This window comes from Vibrio sp. 779(2023), from assembly GCF_033344285.1.
Taxonomy (GTDB): Bacteria; Pseudomonadota; Gammaproteobacteria; order Enterobacterales; family Vibrionaceae; genus Vibrio; species Vibrio alginolyticus.
Genome location: NZ_JAWPOM010000003.1, coordinates 357,490 through 376,813 on the forward strand (window position 1 = coordinate 357,490; position 19,324 = coordinate 376,813).

15 protein-coding genes and 1 pseudogene are annotated in these 19,324 nt (G+C 41.0%); 11 read left to right on the plus strand and 5 right to left on the minus strand.

The window, feature by feature from the left end; translation table 11 throughout:
• Window positions 1-27: 27 nt before the first annotated feature.
• From R8O70_RS06595 to R8O70_RS06605, 3 genes are read right to left on the minus strand one after another with little or no spacing between them, the layout of a single operon-like run.
• On the minus strand, window positions 28-480 hold the full coding sequence (locus R8O70_RS06595; RefSeq protein WP_005373369.1) for an Lrp/AsnC family transcriptional regulator: 453 nt from the start codon (window positions 478-480) through the stop codon (window positions 28-30).
• Window positions 481-511: 31 nt separating this feature from the next.
• Window positions 512-3,901 carry a type VI secretion system membrane subunit TssM gene (gene tssM, locus R8O70_RS06600; protein WP_005373365.1) on the minus strand — a complete coding sequence of 1,130 codons (3,390 nt, stop codon included), beginning with the start codon at window positions 3,899-3,901 and terminating at the stop codon, window positions 512-514.
• A gap of 27 nt (window positions 3,902-3,928) precedes the next feature.
• A complete protein-coding gene (locus R8O70_RS06605; RefSeq protein ID WP_005386112.1) occupies window positions 3,929-5,242 on the minus strand; it encodes a type VI secretion system ImpA family N-terminal domain-containing protein in 1,314 nt (437 codons plus the stop codon).
• A 503-nt stretch (window positions 5,243-5,745) separates the two neighbouring features.
• On the opposite strand from R8O70_RS06605, the gene R8O70_RS06610 reads away from it, so the two are divergent.
• From R8O70_RS06610 to R8O70_RS06655, 10 genes and pseudogenes are all read left to right on the plus strand, one after another.
• Entirely contained in the window at window positions 5,746-6,345 is a 600-nt protein-coding gene (locus R8O70_RS06610; protein ID WP_132937161.1) for a hypothetical protein, read from the plus strand.
• A gap of 9 nt (window positions 6,346-6,354) precedes the next feature.
• Window positions 6,355-7,848 (plus strand): type VI secretion system-associated FHA domain protein, encoded by a 1,494-nt coding sequence (locus R8O70_RS06615; protein WP_151515686.1) that lies wholly within the window; start codon window positions 6,355-6,357, stop codon window positions 7,846-7,848.
• A complete protein-coding gene (tssJ, locus tag R8O70_RS06620) occupies window positions 7,841-8,341 on the plus strand; it encodes a type VI secretion system lipoprotein TssJ (protein ID WP_005386118.1) in 501 nt (166 codons plus the stop codon). Before R8O70_RS06615 ends, tssJ begins: the two co-directional genes overlap by 8 nt.
• A gap of 11 nt (window positions 8,342-8,352) precedes the next feature.
• Complete coding sequence (gene tssK / locus R8O70_RS06625) at window positions 8,353-9,678, plus strand: type VI secretion system baseplate subunit TssK (protein WP_005373357.1); 1,326 nt, start codon at window positions 8,353-8,355, stop codon at window positions 9,676-9,678.
• A complete protein-coding gene (gene icmH / locus R8O70_RS06630) occupies window positions 9,675-10,466 on the plus strand; it encodes a type IVB secretion system protein IcmH/DotU (protein ID WP_005373354.1) in 792 nt (263 codons plus the stop codon). Before tssK ends, icmH begins: the two co-directional genes overlap by 4 nt.
• A gap of 147 nt (window positions 10,467-10,613) precedes the next feature.
• Window positions 10,614-11,061, plus strand: a pseudogene (locus R8O70_RS26480) (DUF4150 domain-containing protein); the annotation flags it as partial.
• 1,022 nt (window positions 11,062-12,083) lie between these two features.
• Window positions 12,084-14,240 carry a hypothetical protein gene (locus R8O70_RS06640; protein ID WP_318184093.1) on the plus strand — a complete coding sequence of 719 codons (2,157 nt, stop codon included), beginning with the start codon at window positions 12,084-12,086 and terminating at the stop codon, window positions 14,238-14,240.
• On the plus strand, window positions 14,233-14,991 hold the full coding sequence (locus R8O70_RS06645; protein ID WP_005373345.1) for a hypothetical protein: 759 nt from the start codon (window positions 14,233-14,235) through the stop codon (window positions 14,989-14,991). The genes R8O70_RS06640 and R8O70_RS06645 overlap by 8 nt, the downstream gene beginning before the upstream one ends.
• A gap of 31 nt (window positions 14,992-15,022) precedes the next feature.
• Complete coding sequence (locus R8O70_RS06650; protein ID WP_005373343.1) at window positions 15,023-15,526, plus strand: hypothetical protein; 504 nt, start codon at window positions 15,023-15,025, stop codon at window positions 15,524-15,526.
• A gap of 203 nt (window positions 15,527-15,729) precedes the next feature.
• A complete protein-coding gene (locus R8O70_RS06655) occupies window positions 15,730-16,140 on the plus strand; it encodes a hypothetical protein (RefSeq protein WP_318184095.1) in 411 nt (136 codons plus the stop codon).
• Between the two features lie 114 nt (window positions 16,141-16,254).
• Here the strand turns inward: R8O70_RS06655 and R8O70_RS06660 are convergent, their stop codons facing one another.
• Window positions 16,255-17,391 (minus strand): multidrug effflux MFS transporter, encoded by a 1,137-nt coding sequence (locus R8O70_RS06660; RefSeq protein ID WP_318184096.1) that lies wholly within the window; start codon window positions 17,389-17,391, stop codon window positions 16,255-16,257.
• A gap of 99 nt (window positions 17,392-17,490) precedes the next feature.
• Here R8O70_RS06660 and R8O70_RS06665 point away from each other — a divergent pair, with 99 nt between their 5' ends.
• Entirely contained in the window at window positions 17,491-18,264 is a 774-nt protein-coding gene (locus R8O70_RS06665; RefSeq protein ID WP_318184097.1) for a helix-turn-helix transcriptional regulator, read from the plus strand.
• Between the two features lie 90 nt (window positions 18,265-18,354).
• Here the strand turns inward: R8O70_RS06665 and R8O70_RS06670 are convergent, their stop codons facing one another.
• Window positions 18,355-19,263: a LysR family transcriptional regulator gene (locus R8O70_RS06670; protein ID WP_005373334.1), complete on the minus strand. Its 909-nt coding sequence runs from the start codon at window positions 19,261-19,263 to the stop codon at window positions 18,355-18,357.
• Window positions 19,264-19,324: the final 61 nt, after the last annotated feature.

Here is a 19,324-nt window from a genome sequence, read left to right on the forward strand (position 1 = left end):
TGTTTTCCTCAAAGAGGTCAGAAAAGCTTAACGACTGATCGGCTGGTGCAGTACAACGGTAGTATCAAGCCTTTGAATGCCGTTAAATGATTCAATTTCATTACAAAGATGATGAATAGACTGCAGGTCGGGCGCTTCAATTAGGGCAATAATATCAAAGTTGCCACCAACAACGCTCGTTAAGCGAACCTCAGGGATTTCTTTAAGTGCATTCGTTACATCATTCTTCTTACCCTTTTCACAAGAGATCAGTAGATAACTAGCGGCTTTTCGCCCTTCATTTTCTACACGAATCTGTGCGGTATAGCCTTTGATAATACCGGTCTTTTCTAAACGATTAATTCTTTCTGCTACTGCTGTTCGAGACAAACCAATGTTTCGGGATAGATTCGCAATCGACTCTCGCCCATTCGACAATAGACTTGAAAGTATTTTTCGATCTAATTTATCTAAACCTTGTAAAGTCATGTTTGAAATCATGTGTTCTGCCTATTTTGTTTTTATATTGTTATTAAATCGACTCTGGGAGCGTAAAGTTATACAGCTCAGCAAGAGTGAATGGGTTTTTCTGTGTCAACGGAGTGATGCGTAAGCTCAAGTCCCTCCCTGACACTTTTATGTCACTGACAAAGCTGCCGTTATGAGTGTTTGTCAAGGTCGAGTCACCTAGCAATCTGTATATCGCCCATTGACCACTCTTATTTAAAACGTGCTGTCTGCCTTCATCGGTTACATCCTGGAGTGTGATACTAATATTGAAGTCACCATTTTGCGGTGGCCATGCCATTTCACGAATGCGGCTTGGACCGTGGTAGTAACTTATATTGGTATCTGCAATTTTTAAGCTCGCTCTAATCGCACTAGAATCAAGATCGAGTACTCTTGCACTAAACGGAATATGAACGCGGTTAGTGCTTTTATTAATTAATGTGTCTCGAATAACGTTATAGTTACGCAGTTGCACTAACAGAGCCGGAGAGATTGGCATCGTCTCGCCATCCACCTGTTTTGGCGTCCACAAATTGGTATCGTAGAACGGTGCAAAATTTTTCTGAATAAATGTGTCTAACAAGCCACCTGAAGCAAACAGTAATTCAAAATCTTCAATTGAGATTTCCTCGGTCGCTGTTAGATCAAATGGGTATCGTCCTAGCCCTATCTCTTTAAACTTGGTGTAAATCTCGCTGTACCATTGGGTTTGAATGCCTTTAGCGGACTCTTTAATCATGACTGACCAGCTTTGTTGAACCACATCTAACAACCAGCTACGAACGGGTTCCGGTGATTTTTGGGCAATCTGTTTAAGTTTTATTAATGGGTCAGCTTCACTGCTGTTCATTCGATGCTGAGCTGCCGCTAGCGCCGCCATTTGCGGGTCAGGTGCATCAGCAATGTCTTTCATATACGTGCGAACACGGCTTAGCGCTGTTACGGTCTCATCCCAAGGAGTAGGGGAGTTTGGTGTTTCACTGACCTGAAGTTGGTTTAATAAGTGAAAAGCTTGTTCAACACGTTTCATCAACAAGTAATCAGGCTTAACTACTTCCTCTACTGCGTCTGATGCGGAGTCTGCCGCTGCCACGAGTTTCGGGTCTAGCTTTGAAATCAGAGCATTTTTTTCACCAACGGGTGAAAATTGTGTGTTGGCATAGACCTGCTTCAGTACGGTTGTCATTGGTGAAGAAGGGCCTGAGATTAAGTCTATCGCGTTCGTTAGATCGCCGACATTGTCATAGTTCTGGACTTTTAGTTCACTCAGCGCATTGCGCCAATTACTGATGTAGTCGTCAGTATATTTTTTACGTACTTCCTCTTTGAAGGCTTCTTGTTCTTCACTAGTAGGAATAACGTGTTGTGACAGACCTAAAACCCAGTTGTCACTGATGACTTGTTGTGACATTAGGTCCACGCGTGGTCGATAAAAAGTGCTAAAACCAGTGGAGGTATAGATCTTATCTACGATCAAGCGTTCGCTATCGATTGGTGTGTTGAACACATTGCTAAACTCAAAACCCACAGCTCGTTGCAGATCTAGGGTTCCTAAATCAATCGAATTTGCTTCGTTTAAAATGCCTGCATAAACGAGATCAACATTCGAATTTGCTAGCAATGAGCGACGTGTTGCGCGAACAAGATCCATATTGATATCAATTGGATCAAACTGTGTGCGAAAGTAAGCGTCCAAATAGCGCATCGCCTGATTGACGACGTCATTTTGGTTGCTCAAGTCGTTCATCATTTGGAGAGTTTGATGACGCAAAAAACGGATATCACGCTTTGTTGGATCGTTTAGCATTAGATACCCCTTCAATAGAGGTAAAGCGCGTGTAAAAGTGTTTTGATTTTGTGTCAGTTGTAGACGGTAACCTTTCTCAATGAGAGGTATCAACTGTTGAGCAACGTCCTTAAGTAATGCTTCGTATGCGATGCGAGTGCTTTGATCCAAACGGCTAATGTTGAGTGGTAATATCTCTTCATCCAAAGCCTTAGAACCTTTAAGCCACGCCCCATAAGAAGGCTCTATTGCTTTCGTCGCCTTCGCTAAAAGCTCATTGAATCTTGCATCTTGCTCCACTTGCGATTTGTCATCGATACTCAAGAGTTGATTCATCACATGTAAGTTACTGTCTAATGTCGTGAAAAAGAAGTAACTGCCCCCAGTAAGCAGGATAATAGAGCCGAGTATTGCCAAACGGCTTTGTCTCTGAATTAGACGAAGATACGTCTTGTTTTCGCCTGCAAAGTCGCTTTCCGGCAATATTTGTGAATCAATCAGAAAGCGAGAGAAATAAGGCGTTTCTGTTAACTGTGTATGCTCTGACGCGATAATAGGTAAGTTGAAGTAATTACTACAACTTTTTGCAAGTAAATTGTACTTGCGACCGCCTTGCAGACTCGAACTAAAGAAAATCTCACGGATGTCTAGTGAATAGACACCGTTGTTAACATCACATAGACGCTCAAGCACATAGCTGACTTCAGACTGACATAGCTCAAACTGCTTAGGGAAAGCGAGTATTGCTTGTTTCTCATCAATGTCCGTTGAATTAGCGGATGCATCTAGCGCATTACTTTCAAGCACTCTCACTAGATTTCGATAGCTATCGCGGTAGTACTCTGCAAATACACCCTTGGCTTCTTTTAGTGGGATAGAGAGGAACTCAACACGTGTCTTGAGAGAGCTAAAGTGCATGTATTCTTTAAAGCCATCTAACTTGTCTAGCTTTGACATAATCAAATAGATTGGCAATGCTGAAGACGTTTTAGAGTTGATGGTACTCAAGCGCGCCAATAACGACGAAATGGTGTACTCTTTTTGTTCTGGTTCAGAGACGATCATGAACTCGAAATCGATGAAGAATAGACACCCAGAAAATGGCTTTCTAGGTCGATGATGAATAACTTCTTCAATGAACGTATTCCATAAAGAAGCATCACTGCTTGATACTTCCTGGAACACTAAGCGTTGGTCTGGTTTGATGTATACAGCGCTGTCAGATTCGTACCATTCAAAAAAGTCATTCTTAGCGGTTCTAGTGCGATCCATCGGTTTGATTGCACTAGAATTAAATAAAAATTGACGTCGCCCTGACCCTTTATTACCAAGCATCAGGTAAATTGGTTTCTTGCCTGAGTTAGCAAGAAGAGGCTGGATAACCATAGAAAGTGCTTCTTCCTCGGTTTCCAAATGTTGAGCTTTAGCGTTGTTCTTTTTCTTCAACCATAATGTGAATTGAAAAATGACGTAAACAATGGCGATAGCACCAAGGGTCAGCCAAAGATAAAGTTGATCGATTTCGTCAAGAAAAAGCAGATAAATAGTGGTGATAATTGCAGCCACTAAAAACATTAATATGGTAGAAATCACCACTGGATTTCTAAACAGTTTTTGTTTGAACATAAGCCTAAAACTTCTTTAATTGTATTGTTATTTATTGTCAGTTTTTTCAGCTTGTAGCTGACTCAATTTATATAGGTAGATGTTCAGTAAAAGGGTTGCGCGGTCAATTTCCTTCTGCTGTGAATACTTTTCAGCGTATTCAATACGACCTAAAAGCGGGAATAACGAGTTACTGTATTCGTACGCCTTTTCAGAGTTCTTATCTACATTCTGTCTAGCTACGTTGGCAAACACCGTTCTTGCGTCTGAGAATCGCTTATAAACATCCATAAACTGGTCTTCTAAATGGGCGCTCTGTGTCAAAAAGTTTTGACGTAGCTGCTGTGCAGAAGACGAATCCGGATAGATCGCGATTAATTCATTGGTCAAGCTATCGAGCTCGCTGACGTTACTTACTTTTGCCGAGTCCAAAAACCAGTTATTCATCATAATATCGACACGATTAATCGCCTGCGTTTTCAATGACTGAGCATATTTTTTATTTTCGTAATCTAACGAGGCGACCAAATTTACAAGTTCATTAAGTGAAGCTTGATTAATTTTTTGTTCCAATGTTCGATAACGTTGTTGCTCGTACATGAAATGTGAACATATCGCAGTAACAATCAAACCAATAACGAAGTAGATCATAAATCGACCAGACTTTGCCGGTGATGCTTTCTCTTGGCTATTTAGGTTGGGTGATGACACCGGTGCCGGAGAGGGAGACACATTCACTTTAATTTCAGGTGCCTTCTGCGTTGCTGCAGGAGCGCTAGTGTTGGCTTGTTTTTTCTCGCGTAACTCAGCCGCAATTTGTTGTTCTTTTATCTGCTCAATCCATTGATTCAAAATACGGCGAATGCGACCTAATGACGGTGCTTCAATACCGTAATGAAGACGAAGCTCTTCCTCAATCCTCAAGCATAATTGATGTGCTGCCTCTATCAATGGAAGCTCTTCTGGTAACGCTCGATGCTTATTAATTCGTTTTTCAGTATGCTCTACCATCCATTCAATAGCGCTCATTCGTGCCTTTGACTTTGAATGCTCTGGATACGCGTTGAACCAATATACGACACACACATCAAGTATTGAGTTTAACCCTTCAACAAGGCCTCTTAAGCCGTCGTTATAGGTTGACGCAACGGTAAAGTAACAGCAACAACGTAGGTCTTTCGCTTGGGTACTCAAGATCTTTTTTGAGAGTGTTTGAACCGTTTTCCACGAGACTCTCCCTGTGACTTTATTCAGGTTGTTTATTTGACGTTTAATTTCGTCAAAATCCTCAGAACCATTAGGATTAGAGCCGCTTGGGTTATTTTCATCGATTGGTCTTCGAGCGAAGTCGGTAAAAAACATAAGGAAAGTTCCAACTGATCATATAGAAGTATTAAGTTATATAGGATTTCACTACTGTTATATTAAATTATAAGCAGTGCACATCTGTCGCAATTCTATAGACAAAATAAGCGGATTAGATAATAAAAATTCATTAAAAGAAATTAAATTACTTTTAGTGTGATCTTTGTTCATAATATTAATATCAATAGTTAAGTCTATTTATAAGAAGAAACTTATATATGAAGATGAGAACGTTGATTAAAAAGTAACTAAATTGTTATCGGAGATTACGTTTTGTCCAATTAGCAATCAAATTCTGTTACTTCTATTTAAATAGAAAGATTTACTGTCTCGTCACTTAATCTGTAGTCGGTTCTTTAGTTTTTGTTTGTAGGTAAAACAACCAACCTGATAGTTGAAATGTATTAAATTATAGGTGTTTTTTTAGGCTTATTGAAAAAGAGAATATAATTGATATCTTTCGCCTCTAAGTAGAATATCGGTTTTCCTAGAGGGACGAAATGCTAAAACCAAGTCAAATTGGGCTGATTTCAGCCATGTGTCTATTTTCTTCTGTTGTAATGGCAAAAGGGGAGCGATATGGACTCTCTACCAGTATGTTGACTATCGATAGCATTAAATACGATGAAGGTAAAAGTGGTGAGCAGGATACGCTTAGGTTCGGCTTGGTTCATACTCGTCCTATTGATGAAAACAATAACCGTTGGCGTTGGTGGTTAGGGCTAAACTATCTAGCAGAAGATATTGAAGCGCCAGCAAACGGCTTATATCAAGAAGCGACGAACTATGAACTTCGTGTTGTTCCTCAATATGCGTTGACTTCTTGGAGTGTTTTCACGCCATATGTTGGTGCGGGCTTGTCTGTCGGTTACTCGCAATATTCTAATCGCTGGCAAGTAGACCAAGAGGGCTATCGTTATGAGAGTGTTGAAGACATCGACCAGTTTGAGTTAGGTGCGGTTGTGACCCTTGGTACTGCTATAAAGTTAGGCAGTAATCCTGACGCCCATATACAAATTATCCCGCAGGCCTCTTATATCCTTCCGGTTGTAAATGATGGAATTGGTGGGCTTGAACTATCAGTTTCTTTGCTCTTTTGAGGTTCGTAAATGTACTCAAATCAGCTAGTTTTATTTATCTCAAAGTGTCCAGAGGAATACACCGGTGCAAAGCATATTGAAATGCCTGAAAGTGGTGGTTCGATAGGTCGTTCCCCAAGCTGTAGCGTGTCTTTAGCCGATCACAACCGCTTTATATCGGGCACTCATTGTTTGCTCAGCGTGTATGGAGATACCTACTATATAAGTGACGTATCAACTAACGGCACAATGGTAAATGGGAATAAAATACTAAAAAATCAACCCGTTGCGATAGTTGATGGCGACATCATTTCTTTAGGGCAATATGAGATTGGTGTTTCTCTTGAGCACGTTACCTCAACACTAGACATCGCCGCTGATATTGCTCCTGAGCGAGTATCTAGCGATCCTCTGGTTAGTCTAGGAGATGCGGTTGTCGAAGAGGAAGAAAAAGTCGGTGCCTTAGAAGATTTGTTTATGGAGACTAAACAGGATGACATTGATTGTCATGATCCTGTTGCTCACCTTAACTTTTCGATGCAGCGAGATGACGATTACTTAATTCGTGATAATGAGCGTACAGAATCTGAACAACCTAGAACCGTGGAAAGCACGCGTCAGGTGGTCGATGACAGTTTCAGCATATATTCCGAATTCGATCAGCCAAGCCTCATCCCTGAAGACTGGATGGCTGCGGAAACCAAGAGTAACGCATCAGTCAATGATGCATTAGCGCCAGAAAGCGGTAAGGCACATAGAGCCGATATTGCCTCAGCTGAGGTGATGCAACCTGGCACGGTAGCCCCAGATAGCACGATTCAAAGACAACATCGTACGCATAATGTTACTGAGATGGTCGTAGAACAGGCTAATACAGGGTCAAAATGGGAAGAGATGACCCAATCTTTTACGCCTTCTCCAAACACTAATCAGCAACTTCAAATACCTACGGCAGAGCATGCGATAAACACTACGACGAAAGCACAAGTCGATACTGATGCGGCCGTTTGCTCTCAAGATATAGCGCAAGCGTTTTTTGATGGTTTGGGTATTCGAAATCCAGAGTTGATGACAAACGAGGCGCAGTTATTCAAGCAAATGGGCACTTGCTTGCGTTTATGTATTGATAACCTACAGAAAGAGTTGCACGAAGTGGAATCGTTAAAAGATGAGCAGAGTGCGAGTGAGGCTAACTCGAACATTGCAGAGCTAATGCTCACTTTGAATAGTCAGCAATTACTGGCTCCAAATGAACTGGTTGAACAAATGCTCGATGAGCTGAACGATCACCAAGTTATGTTTAACAAAGCACTGAATGAGCTCGTTTTAGAACAGTCAGAAACGAACGATCCCGTAGCATTTGCTAACAGGGTCGCTAGCCAGTCTTTGTTCTCAACTAAGTCAAAGCTGTGGGCCGAATACCTAGATTTCTACACTAATAATCGTCGCCTGCTTAATGAAACATCCTTAAAAGGGCTGATTAAGAAAAACTATAACAAAGTGATTAAGGGAAACCATGCGTAGTATCGCCGTATTACTCGGATTTGCCATGTTGTCCGGTTGTTCCATGTGGGATCAATTTAAAGAGTCCACTGGTATCACACCAGAAACTTCGTCGATTGAATTGGTTATTGAGGCATCACCTGTACTCAATGTGAGAAATGGGGGCCAGTCATCTCCAGTTATTCTCCGTCTTCACGAATTAAGTTCGCCAGTATTGTTCCGAAGCTTAGATTTCTTTGCCTTGTTTGAGAGCGATAAAGCGTCGTTGGGTGATGAGTACATCAAACGTTACGAATATCAAATACAGCCAGGTGGAAAAGTTCATGAAATGCTAACGCTAGACCCTGACACTCGTGCCGTCGGTTTTTCAGTGGCTTTTCGTGATATTGATGGTTCGTCATGGCGAAAAGTGGAAGTTATTGAAGAGAAGAGCGAGTACTACATCAAGCTCAAGTTAGAGGGCAGTGAGTTAATTTCTGATAACACTCGCGGCATTGAACAGGTTTACTTTTAAGGGATAGAAACATGTCTTTATACAATCCAGTTGTTTGGCAAGATGGAATGTTCATGAAGCCGCAGCATTTTCAACAACTCGATCGTTCGCAAAGTAAACTATCGAGCCTACTGAGTGCCAATGCATCGCCTTTGCATTGGGGAATTAAACGTTTAGAAATCAACTCTCAGTTACTAGCACTGGGTAAAATCGGTATTACTCGTGCTGAAGGTATTTTACAAGACCGGACACCATTTGAGCTTCCGTTGCTTGCTGAGCTGCCTGAAGTGAAAGATGTAGATCCTTCGATTGCCGATAAAGTCGTTTATTTGTGCTGTCCGTTACCATCGGAACGTTCTGAGTTATTTGGTACCAAAAAAGACGGTGCGCGCTATACGATGGAATCTCAAGAAGCGGTTGACGCTTGTTATGATTCGGAAGACATGGCAAATATCGTCGTCGGTAAGCTTAACTTTTGCTTAATGTACGATCATGAAGATAAGAGTGCTTACACGTCTATTCCGATCTTAAAGATCTCAGAAGTGAAGCCTGATGGCAGCGTGATCTTAGATGATAGTTTCATTCCTACCTGTATCGATATTCATGCGTCGACAGTACTGAGTAAATTTGCGACCGAGTTTGCTTCTATGTTGAAGCATCGCGCGGAATCGATAGTCCAGCGATTAGGGGTGGTGGATCAACAAGGTGTATCATCGGTTTCTGACTTTATGCTATTGCAAGCGCTCAACCGATACGAACCCTTGTTTTGGCATTTCGCCAGCACAGAAGCTGTGCATCCTGAGTCTTTGTATCGAATTCTTCTTCAGGCAGAGGGTGAGCTTTCGACGCTGTGCTCAACGACACGCCGACCTATTGAGTTTACGAAGTACAATCATGGTGATCTTACTAGCTGTCTTTCTCGCGTCCTAGACAGTGCGAAAATGACATTGAGCGTGATGTCTGAGCAAAGAGCAATTCCACTGACCTTAAAAGATCAGAACTATGGCATCAGAACGGCAGCAATCCCTGACAATAAGATCATTGATACGACAACCTTTATCCTCGCAGTTAAAGCCGACGTGACCTTGGATGTTCTGCATACCCAGTTTGTCAGCCAAACGAAGATCGGTTCTATCGATAACATACGTGACTTGATTAACCTTCAACTGCCTGGGATTGAGATCAAACCAATGCCAGTTGTGCCACGCGCGCTGCCGTATCACGCTGGCTACACCTATTTCGAGCTCGATAAAACGGGCGAAGAGTGGATGGCATTGAAGAACACTGCTGCGATTGCGATTCACGTTGCGGGCGATTTCGCTAACTTATCATTGCAACTTTGGGCCGTTCGTCTATGAGTTACGCAGAAACCGACGTCACCGTAGTCTTATTCCAACCAGAGCCTGGCAAACCAATGGAGGTAATGCCAGCGCCTGACTTGTCGAGAAACATCGCAGTACAAGATCTATCTATCGACAACATGGGTATTAACCCGCTAGTGGACCAGTTCTCATGGTTGATCGCCAGTCTGTCTTGTATGTCTTCGATCCCTTGGCTTGATGACCCGATGCCATTTCGTGAACAAGTGGCACGTGAGATTCGAAAAGGTGAACGAAAACTTAATGAAATGGAGCTCGATCGTGCTTCGGTTCTTGTTATTCGTTACTGCTTGTGTGCGGCGATTGATGAATCTGTTTGTCGACAAGAGTGGGGGGCAAATAGTCACTGGAGCCAGAACAGCTTACTGTCTGAATTCCACAACGAAACATCTGGTGGTGACAAGTTTTTCGTTATTCTCGACCGCTTAAAAGCCGACCCTCGCAAATACCGTCACGTTATAGAGTTTCTCTATTTATTGCTTCAACTTGGTTTCCAAGGCAAGTACGGCCGTGAAGAGCGTGGCAACGAAAAGTTAGCGGAAATTGGCAGCACCATTTATCGATTAGTGCGAGATGACCGCCTAGCAGAACAAGAAAAAGTTTCTTTAATCAACCTTAAAGCTAAATATCTAAAGAAGCCGTTAAAAAGGGTAATTTCACCCAAGCTGATCTTAAGTCTTAGTGCGATGACGTTTGCGCTTATGTATGCGGCAACCTACATCGTCATAGACTTAAAATTTCAGCAACTGCTTGAAATGTATAGATAACCAGAGATCTAAAATGAGATCTTCTGCCAGTTTTAGGGCTTATTGCGAATATCACTGGTCTTTTAGTGAAATTCACTAGTCATTTAGAGAGGTTGCAGTTTGCGATCTCTTTTATCATTCAATCAATAAAATTCAAATGGATTGGTTATGGGCGTAACAGTTGGTGCGAATGGACTTTCGATAGTTCATAAAGGCTCAGGTGGTGAAGCGAATGCAACGCTCCCAGATGTTTGTTTAACTAAGGTCGGCAAGCCAGTCGTCCCTATCCCTTATGGCAACAATGCTAAATCAGCAGACCTTGCAGGTGGGACTACGACGGTCTCTATGGATGGCGGTAACAGTGTCGCTATCAAGGGCAGTACGTTCTCAAAAAGTACTGGCGATGCGGGCGGTGACAGAAAAGGCGTTGCCTCAGGCACGATAGAAGCCGAAGCAAAATTCATTTCAGCCTCACCAACGGTTAAATTTGAAGGTAAGGGCGTATGTCGCCTGTCCGATCAAATGACCATGAATAAAGCTAACACTATGTGTTTGGGTGGCGCACAAAACCCATCGGTTTCTGTGACTGAAGAGCAGGAAGGGACGTATACGCTGGATATAGAATGCAAATATCCAAATGGGCTCCCTTACTCTAATGCACAATTTTCTTTAGTCGAACCTTCAGGTGCTGTCATTGGGAGTGGAGTGCTGGACTCTAGCGGAAAAGCATCTGTTAATGGTCTCGCTCTAAAAGAATGCAGGTTAGTGCTCAGCGAAACTCAAGACTCTTACACCCCGAACCAATCTTTAGCTGAAAATATTGTTACGGAAACTTACCCTGATCCGAATGATTTTTGTACGTTTGTCGCAGGTCGCCGCTCGCCATTTTGGGAAGATCGTGTTGGGGTTGCTAATGACTGGGGCATATTGATGTCCCCATCCTTCAGTGATGATGACTTTAAAGATATTGTGTTAGAGCAAAGCCGTATATCGTCTCCTTATGCGATTAGTCAAAATCACTCTAAAGATTTTTCTGATGCTTATGTTTCGGCACTTTATCACATCCAAACTGATACTACTGCGCTAGAGAAATATGAACCTTTAGTTGAACTGCTCTTGGAGCAAGTGCACGAAAATGGCGATATATTGAGAGTCTTATATCAAGCTGATGTGTTTGAGCCTCCCTATGAATTATTAGCGAAGCTTCGCTTTTTAGGGACTGGGAATACTGTGAAGTATTTGCAGTTTGTTTTATGGACGTTGATAAACAATCAAATCTGTTCATACATCGATGAGCTAAACAGTGAAATCATCGGTCGTTTAGATTTCATACAAAGCCAAGCTTCTGCAAGATCGTTGAGTTCTGTTGAAGAGGGTATAAACGGTTATAAAAAAGCACTTAACCACTTCAAACAAGCACTTCCTGACGTCATTAGCCAAATTTTCGAAACCAAAAATGACACCCTAATTTCTATATCGGCAATGGCCCTTGGGAGTACCGTTAACATAGCGAGCCAATCTAGCTTTGCTACTAATTTAGGTAGGGTTAATGCGGTGGTGTACACGAAGTCAAACAACTTGAACCGCCCATCATTTGTCACTTTTGACGATAACTTTTCTGACTAGGACATTTAAATCATGGATGCAGTTTTTCCGATAGCGCAACGAGAAGGTGACGCTTACTACACGCTCAGTGATTTTACGAAATTGTTTGATCAAGCTAAGAGCGGTCGTTATTTAATAGGACAAGGGTACGGTTGGCATAGTGGCATTCACTTAACATCAAAAATGTTACCGTGGGGGAAAGGGCTCAGACCTATTCAAGCGATGCTTGATGGAAAAATAGTGGCATTTCGCATAAATCCTGATTACCTAACATCAACGTACCAAGAGCAAGAGTTTAAGTATAGTAATAACTTTGTGCTTATCGAGCATGAGGCTGTAAACCCCGAAGATAATGAAGATGTATTTAAGTTCTATACACTTTATATGCACCTTGCGCCACCTTCAGATATTGGCGCCAATTCATCTATAACCACGCGTTACCGTTTACAAGAAGCGAGAAATGTACGCACTTTCAAACATAGTGATGTGCCTACTAATTCTGGTGAAAAAAAACAGTCGATGTCTAAAGGAACATCACTTGAATACCTGTATGCAGAAGAGAAGGAGACCCATCCATACCAGATCGACAAAAATACCTACAAAATGATAAAGTGTCGTGTGGTAGAGAATGGTAAATCGGCAAGTGGTAGCGAAAAAGCACTGTTAAACAAGATTGTTTGGTTTGCTTCGGGTCTCAATAGTGACTTTGACATTTTAGAAGATTCCTCTGCTGTCCTATCAGAACCAGTTTCAGAACCTAAATGGATGTCGGACAAGGCGGCAATGATTAGGGACGGTAGTGTGGTTTCTTTACTCCCACTCCTATTTAGAGAGGGGATAAAGGTTTCAGCTGGGGAAGATATCGGTTACATGGGACTGCATGAGTACAGTAACGATGCAATTGGAACTAAGAAAGAAGATAATCGTGTGCATATCGAGATGTTCTCTTTTGAGGAGCCGCCCGAATTTTTCAAAAAACAGATTTCTCCCAAAAATGCGGAAGAAAATCCACTTGTTGTTCTCGATGGGGCCGATAGTAGCGGTGCCGTTGATATGAGTAATTCGTTTATTCAGCAATTACTTGAATCTGTGACAGAAGATCAAGTAACGGACTTCTCCTCGTTCACTGCTCGCGATGCCAAAGTATACTTAGACGGTAAGCGTAAACACTTTGAGCGATTTATTGTGAAACATCCTACAGATTGGCATACAGAGTCGTCACAAAGTCTTTATGAATCAATCCATCAGACCGCAAAGGAAGCTCTAGATATTAAGTGCTCCGCTGGTTTTGTGACTATAGAGGACTACCGTAACTCCCCATGGCGCGATCAAGTGATGGATAGCTTTGATCTTTTCTCGCAATTCGAACTGGAAAGAGCAGATAAGTTCTCATGGATGCAAGATTTACAAGGTGATTTGCAACTAAGCGATGATAAGAGCCTTTGGCATTATTGGCCTTTTGTAGGAAATCACACCCAAAGTAAATGTTTCTGTAATCGTGATATTTCCAAGAGTTTTTTACTTGAAGTCTTAGGTGGAAAAGAAACTATTTTTGAGAACTCTCATTATGACAGTATGAGAAATGTTTCTTTAGATGAGTTATTAAATAGCTTGAATGACATGTTTAGGACGTATGAAATCGATGATTGTTTGAATAAAATCCACTTTCTGTCTCAAGCATTTCAAGAAAGTGATTTTTTCAAAACGACGGAAGAGTACTATTATAACGGGAAATATCCAGAGAAATGGAATAAGTACAGAGGTGGTGCATTCTATCATGGACGTGGTTTATTACAGATAACACATATAGAAAACTATGCTAAATACTTTGGTGTGAATACTAAAGATCTTACAAAAGAAATGATAGAAAGCGTTGCTAAAGATTTACACACGGCAGTAGATTCTTCAGGGTGGTTTTGGGTAAAAGGTAGTGCTTGGGGAGATATTCGTCCATTCGCTACCAAGAATGATCTATTTCGTGTAACGATCTCAGTAAATGGTGGTTACAATCATTTGTTAGAGAGAAAAAATAACTTATTAAAACTTTCAAAGTTGATTAATTGTAATTCAATATCCGATAACTATGACTTTAGTAAGTTTTATCTTAAGGATAGTTCAATGATCAATAAAAATTACTATAAAAGAAGTAAGAGTGTACATCACAAGCTGGAGTTAATGATAAATGAATAAAATGATTACATTTAGTTTAATCTTTTTATCAACATATTCTTTTGCGGAAAGCAGTATTACGCAAGAGCAAAAATTCACAGAGGCTGAGGGGCCTTTTTGTCAATATTCTCTAAAAGCAAATGGAACTTCATATGATTTTAGCTTTTTTGACTCATGTGGCACAAGCGATTTAATTAAATTGAATGAAGAGCTTTATTTGGTTGACTTGACTAATGGTAATATAAATAGCGAAGCATACTTTATTTTTGACACAGAAAAAAAAGAAGTTCCAAAAGAGATTGGTAGTTTGAACCTTAGTTATGACATTTACGATTATGGTTTTGATATTATCGATCATACATTATTGGACAGAGATAATGGTAAAATAATAAAAAACGCTAATAATAATTATACTGGCGTGTTGTCTTACATTTTCCAGAGAGATAATTTTAATATGAATATACCTAAAGATAGGATTTTGTATTGGAATAGAAATGGAGAAGAGAATTATTGTTCTTCTACAATAGTTTTTTCTGCTAATTATGACGAACATAGGCGAGATGTTTGCTGGAATAGTTTTTCATCAAGATATGAATATGTTGAGATTATTGAAGGTAGAGTAAGTTTAAGGATAAAGGGAGAGTTTGATGGAAGGCAGTTTAAGTTTGATAATAATGGTGAAGAACTGACGATTAATCCATATAATGGAAAGTATAGTACTAACAAAACCAACGAAAAATTCCCTGATGAAGACTATTTTAATATAAAGTGAATATATTGTTTTTATTTTTAATGTAGTTGAAATGCTTAAATTCAATGAAATTTATAAATCAATTGTGATGGTCGGGTTTTCATTTATTGTGTCGTTTTCAAATTTTGTAAGTGCAAGCTGCAACCAAAATTCTGTCATATTTACGTGTGATTTAGAAAATAAAGGTGGCAGTTTGAAAGCTTGCTTTAATCAAGCTGAGAATTCGATGTACTTCGTTGTTGACGAAAATGGGTTGAAAACAGTTTATGCCCCACGAAAGGGGAAGAGTTTAGATAACTATAAATGGATAGATATTTCTCTTGAAGAACCTGAATTCATTCCTTTGAAATTTGAAGTAAATGAAAACAAGAATGCGTACTTTTCATTGACTAGAGGTGGTGGACGGTTGAGTGTCGTTGCTAGCTTCGTTGACATGATTGAAGATGAAAATGCTGTTGAGTACTACTGTGAATTGGGAACTGAAACAGCTCTGGATCCCAACGTTAGATTAAAAATAAAACACGTAAAGCCTAATGAGTTTGAAGCTTGGGGTTAAATAGCAATAGATTCCGGTGAGAGCCTAAATAAAATTCATTGTAATAAAAAGTTAGCTTTTCTAGAAAATCTACTCGAGACGTTTGGATAAGAAATGTTCAGATAAAAAGCGCCGAAAGGCGCTTTTTATTTTCTTTAAAATAAAGTATGGTCTCCCTCCTTTTAAAATGGTAAGTGTTGAATAATTATACAGTGGTTAGGTAAATGAATAAAATAACTAAACTCGCTTTGGCTTTGTCCGTATTGACATCTGTTGTTGGGTGTCAACTGGTCTCAAATACGCCGATGCAATCGACAGCAACGAAGGAAATAATTGAAAAAGCAAAGGCAGAGTTTGATGGACAACGTTTTTATAAGTTGAATGAATATGATGAAGAAATCAACGTTTCAGATGACGGGGTCATTACCTTCAAGTCTTACTTACCACGCAGTGGCGGCTATGAATGGGTACCAATTGTTATACGCGATACTAGTTTTCGTGTTTCTTGCGATTATTTCAGTGAATATGTTGAAGCTGGAATGGTTGTTCAGGTTCAGTTTGTAGGTAAACGCAGGCGCATTGAAAATTACGACAAGCAACGTTGTGAAGAGTACGGTGAGCCAACATGGCAATAAGATCTATGGATAATTAAAGCGCCGACAGGCGCTTTTTATTTACGTTTTAGTTAACCGTTAGAAAAGATGTAGACCAATCTTCGGAAGATTAGGCAAGCAATGCGTAGTATCTGGTCACAAGTTGGTATGAACTTGCTTTTTAGAAAACGCTAATAAAATCGCTAAACAGCTACATGATAATAGAACGACACCTAAGTTTTGTACTGTTCCAGCCATCGCTAATCCCGTCCCGATCATGATGTAGTACATGAGCCCAAATAAAGCGCCTGCGCTGCCAACCTGTTGTTTATAATTAACGAGTGCATCACTGAGTATGTTGGGTATCGCAATCCCGTAAGACATGACGACTAACACCATTGGAGCAACAAACCAGATTGATTGGTTCAGAATCAACACACCGACTGATCCAACGCTAATCAATATTGCTGAGAACCAAAGTAGCTGGCTTTTTTGAACATTTTTGGACACTAGGGATTTGTTTAAATAACTCCCAAGCAGAGTGCCTAACCCCAGTACCATGCCACTGTATCCAAATTGTTCGGAGTTATACCCAAGTGCTGAGAAAGTAAATGCGCCAAGCTGGTAATAAGAAAATAGAGCAATGTTATACAAAGCAACCAGTAATCCTGAGCGCCAAATTTGCGCGTCTCTTACCATTTTCCAGCTAAGTTGATGCAACCGTACTGGTGTCTGTTCCTTCTGTGTTTCAGGAAGCTTAATAACGTTATAAGCGAACAATACTAACGCGATTAAAAACAAGGCAAAAAATACATAACGGTATCCACCAAGCGCTGTAAGCTGCCCGCCTAATAGCATGCCAACTACCGGGCTGATTGATATACCCATCCCCATTAAGCTGAAGACTTTACTCAGTTCTTGACCGTCAAACGCGTCACGAAGCATGGTCTGTGTGACAACGGATCCTACCGCGATACCAAATGCGCTTAGGGCTCGCGCGGCCATGACAACAGCAAAGCTTTCGGTTTGAGTTGCGAGTAAAGATGCGCAACCATAGATAAAGAGCCCAATAAGCATGGTGGGCCTTCTTCCCAGTTTATCTGCGAGAACTCCCCAAACTACAACGCCAATGGCAAAAGCTAGGAAGTAAATCGACAATGTTTGGGCTGCTTGTGCGTGGTTTACATCAAATGATAGAGCGATTGAGCTCAGCGCTGGGCTATAAATAGTTTCTACAATTTGCGGAAACATCAACATAACCAGCATGAGCCATAAAGAGGGCTTAGTATTCATATTGTTACCCATCGTTAATGAAGTTGGCGGGCAGTATAAATGAGGCTATGATTGATCTAATAACAACATAAAAACCAAATACATCAACATTCGGACAAAATGGCGCTTATTAACGAAAAAACACAATTTGATGCAGACAAAATTTCTAATTGTGTAGTGGGAATTGCTGCGGATATTGGCAAGCACGACTCAGGTATGCATATGCACAAGAAAGGGCAGTTATTGTACGCACCTCAAGGTTGTATGAGTTTTGCTCTGGAAGACTCGATTTGTACTTTGCCACCGACAAAGGCGGTTTGGATCCCACCTAATACGCCGCATCGCGCACTAATGACGAATGTGGTGGCGTACCGATCTTTGTATTTTGATTGTGAGGAGCTTGCCTGTCCGAGTAAGATCACGATGATAGAAGTGAATAATTTACTCCAAGCTCTTATTGATAAAATGTCATTTTGGGAGTGGGATAAGCCTAGCAGCGAGATGGTAAATACGACGGCGCTTTTTTGGGAGGAGTTTTATGCTGCGAAACGTTATTCGTTTCAGTTGCCTTTGCCATCACATCGGCGCTTAACAACGTTTCGTCGAGAGTTGGTTGAACCTTCATTTCTAGCTCCTTCGCTTACTACTCTTGCAAGCACAGTTGGGGCAAGCACCAAGACGGTAACACGATTATTTAAGTCGGAAACGGGAATGAACTATCAAGATTGGCGGCAACAGTGGAGGCTTTTAAAAGCAGTTGAATTGTTATCAACGGGCATGCCAGTCAGCGCAGTTGCCGATTGGCTGGAGTTTTCGTCAGACAGTGCTTTTATTGCATTTTTCAAAAAGCAAACTGGACAAACACCTCTGACGTTTATGAAAACCAAGCCTTAAGCGTCAAAATGCTCACACTCTTTCTAGAACAAACCCCAGGTTCACAGGCTCAGCCTATAAAGCATACATAGACAGGTACCAACGTGCAGGTTACTTGTCTTTACTCTGCAGTTTGCGAAAGTATTGCGTAGTAAAATCAACAAAGGCTCGGATGCGTTTTGGTTGATGTCGGTCGTGATGATAAAGGAGTGAAAATTCCACACTCGGAATGCTCCAATTGGTAAACACTTCTTTTAGCTTGCCTGTCTGGAGTTCTTGTTGACAATAAAGTGCTGGCACACGGATGATGCCATTTCCCGCCAAGGCTGCTTTTATCATTACTCTGCCACTCTTACATCGTAACTGTCCACGTATCTGGTGTTCCGTTGACTGCTTTGTATTCGTGTTCTCAAATGCCCACCGTGTCACACTACCTGTCAAACAAACGTGTTTTTCTAAGTCCTTTGGATGAGAAGGATAGCCATATGTTTCTAAATAGTTTGGGCTTGCGTATGTCCCCATTTCCACATCGATCAGTTTGCGAGCGATAAAGTTGGAGTCGTCTAACTTTCCCATTCGAAAAGCGATATCGAATTCATCCGCGATTAAATCGACACGATGGCTACTAAAATCTAAGTTAATGCTCACTTGTGGGTGTTGGATTAGAAATTGAGCAACGATATCTGCGACAACGTCTTCTCCTAAATAGCCCCCCACACAGTTGATACGAATGTCACCTCTTAAGTCTTCTACATCATCAACCACTGCCATAACAGCTTGATCAATATTGTGAAGGGCAGTTTCACACTGTTTATACAGAACCTTGCCTGCTTCGGTGAGGTTCAGTGTTCGAGTGGTCCTTTGTAGCAAAGTGACACCAATCTGTTGCTCCAGATTTGTTATTTGACGTGAAACGTGTGAGCGAGAAACGCCAAGTTGCTCTGCTGCTTTCGTGAAGTTTCCTAGTTGAGCGATTAGGACGAAAGAGCGAATATCCGCAAGGTTGATGTGTGTTTGCATGATGATTTCTTCATAATTCAAAAAAGTATTGTTGCAGTATAACAACAGTGTTTCAACCAGG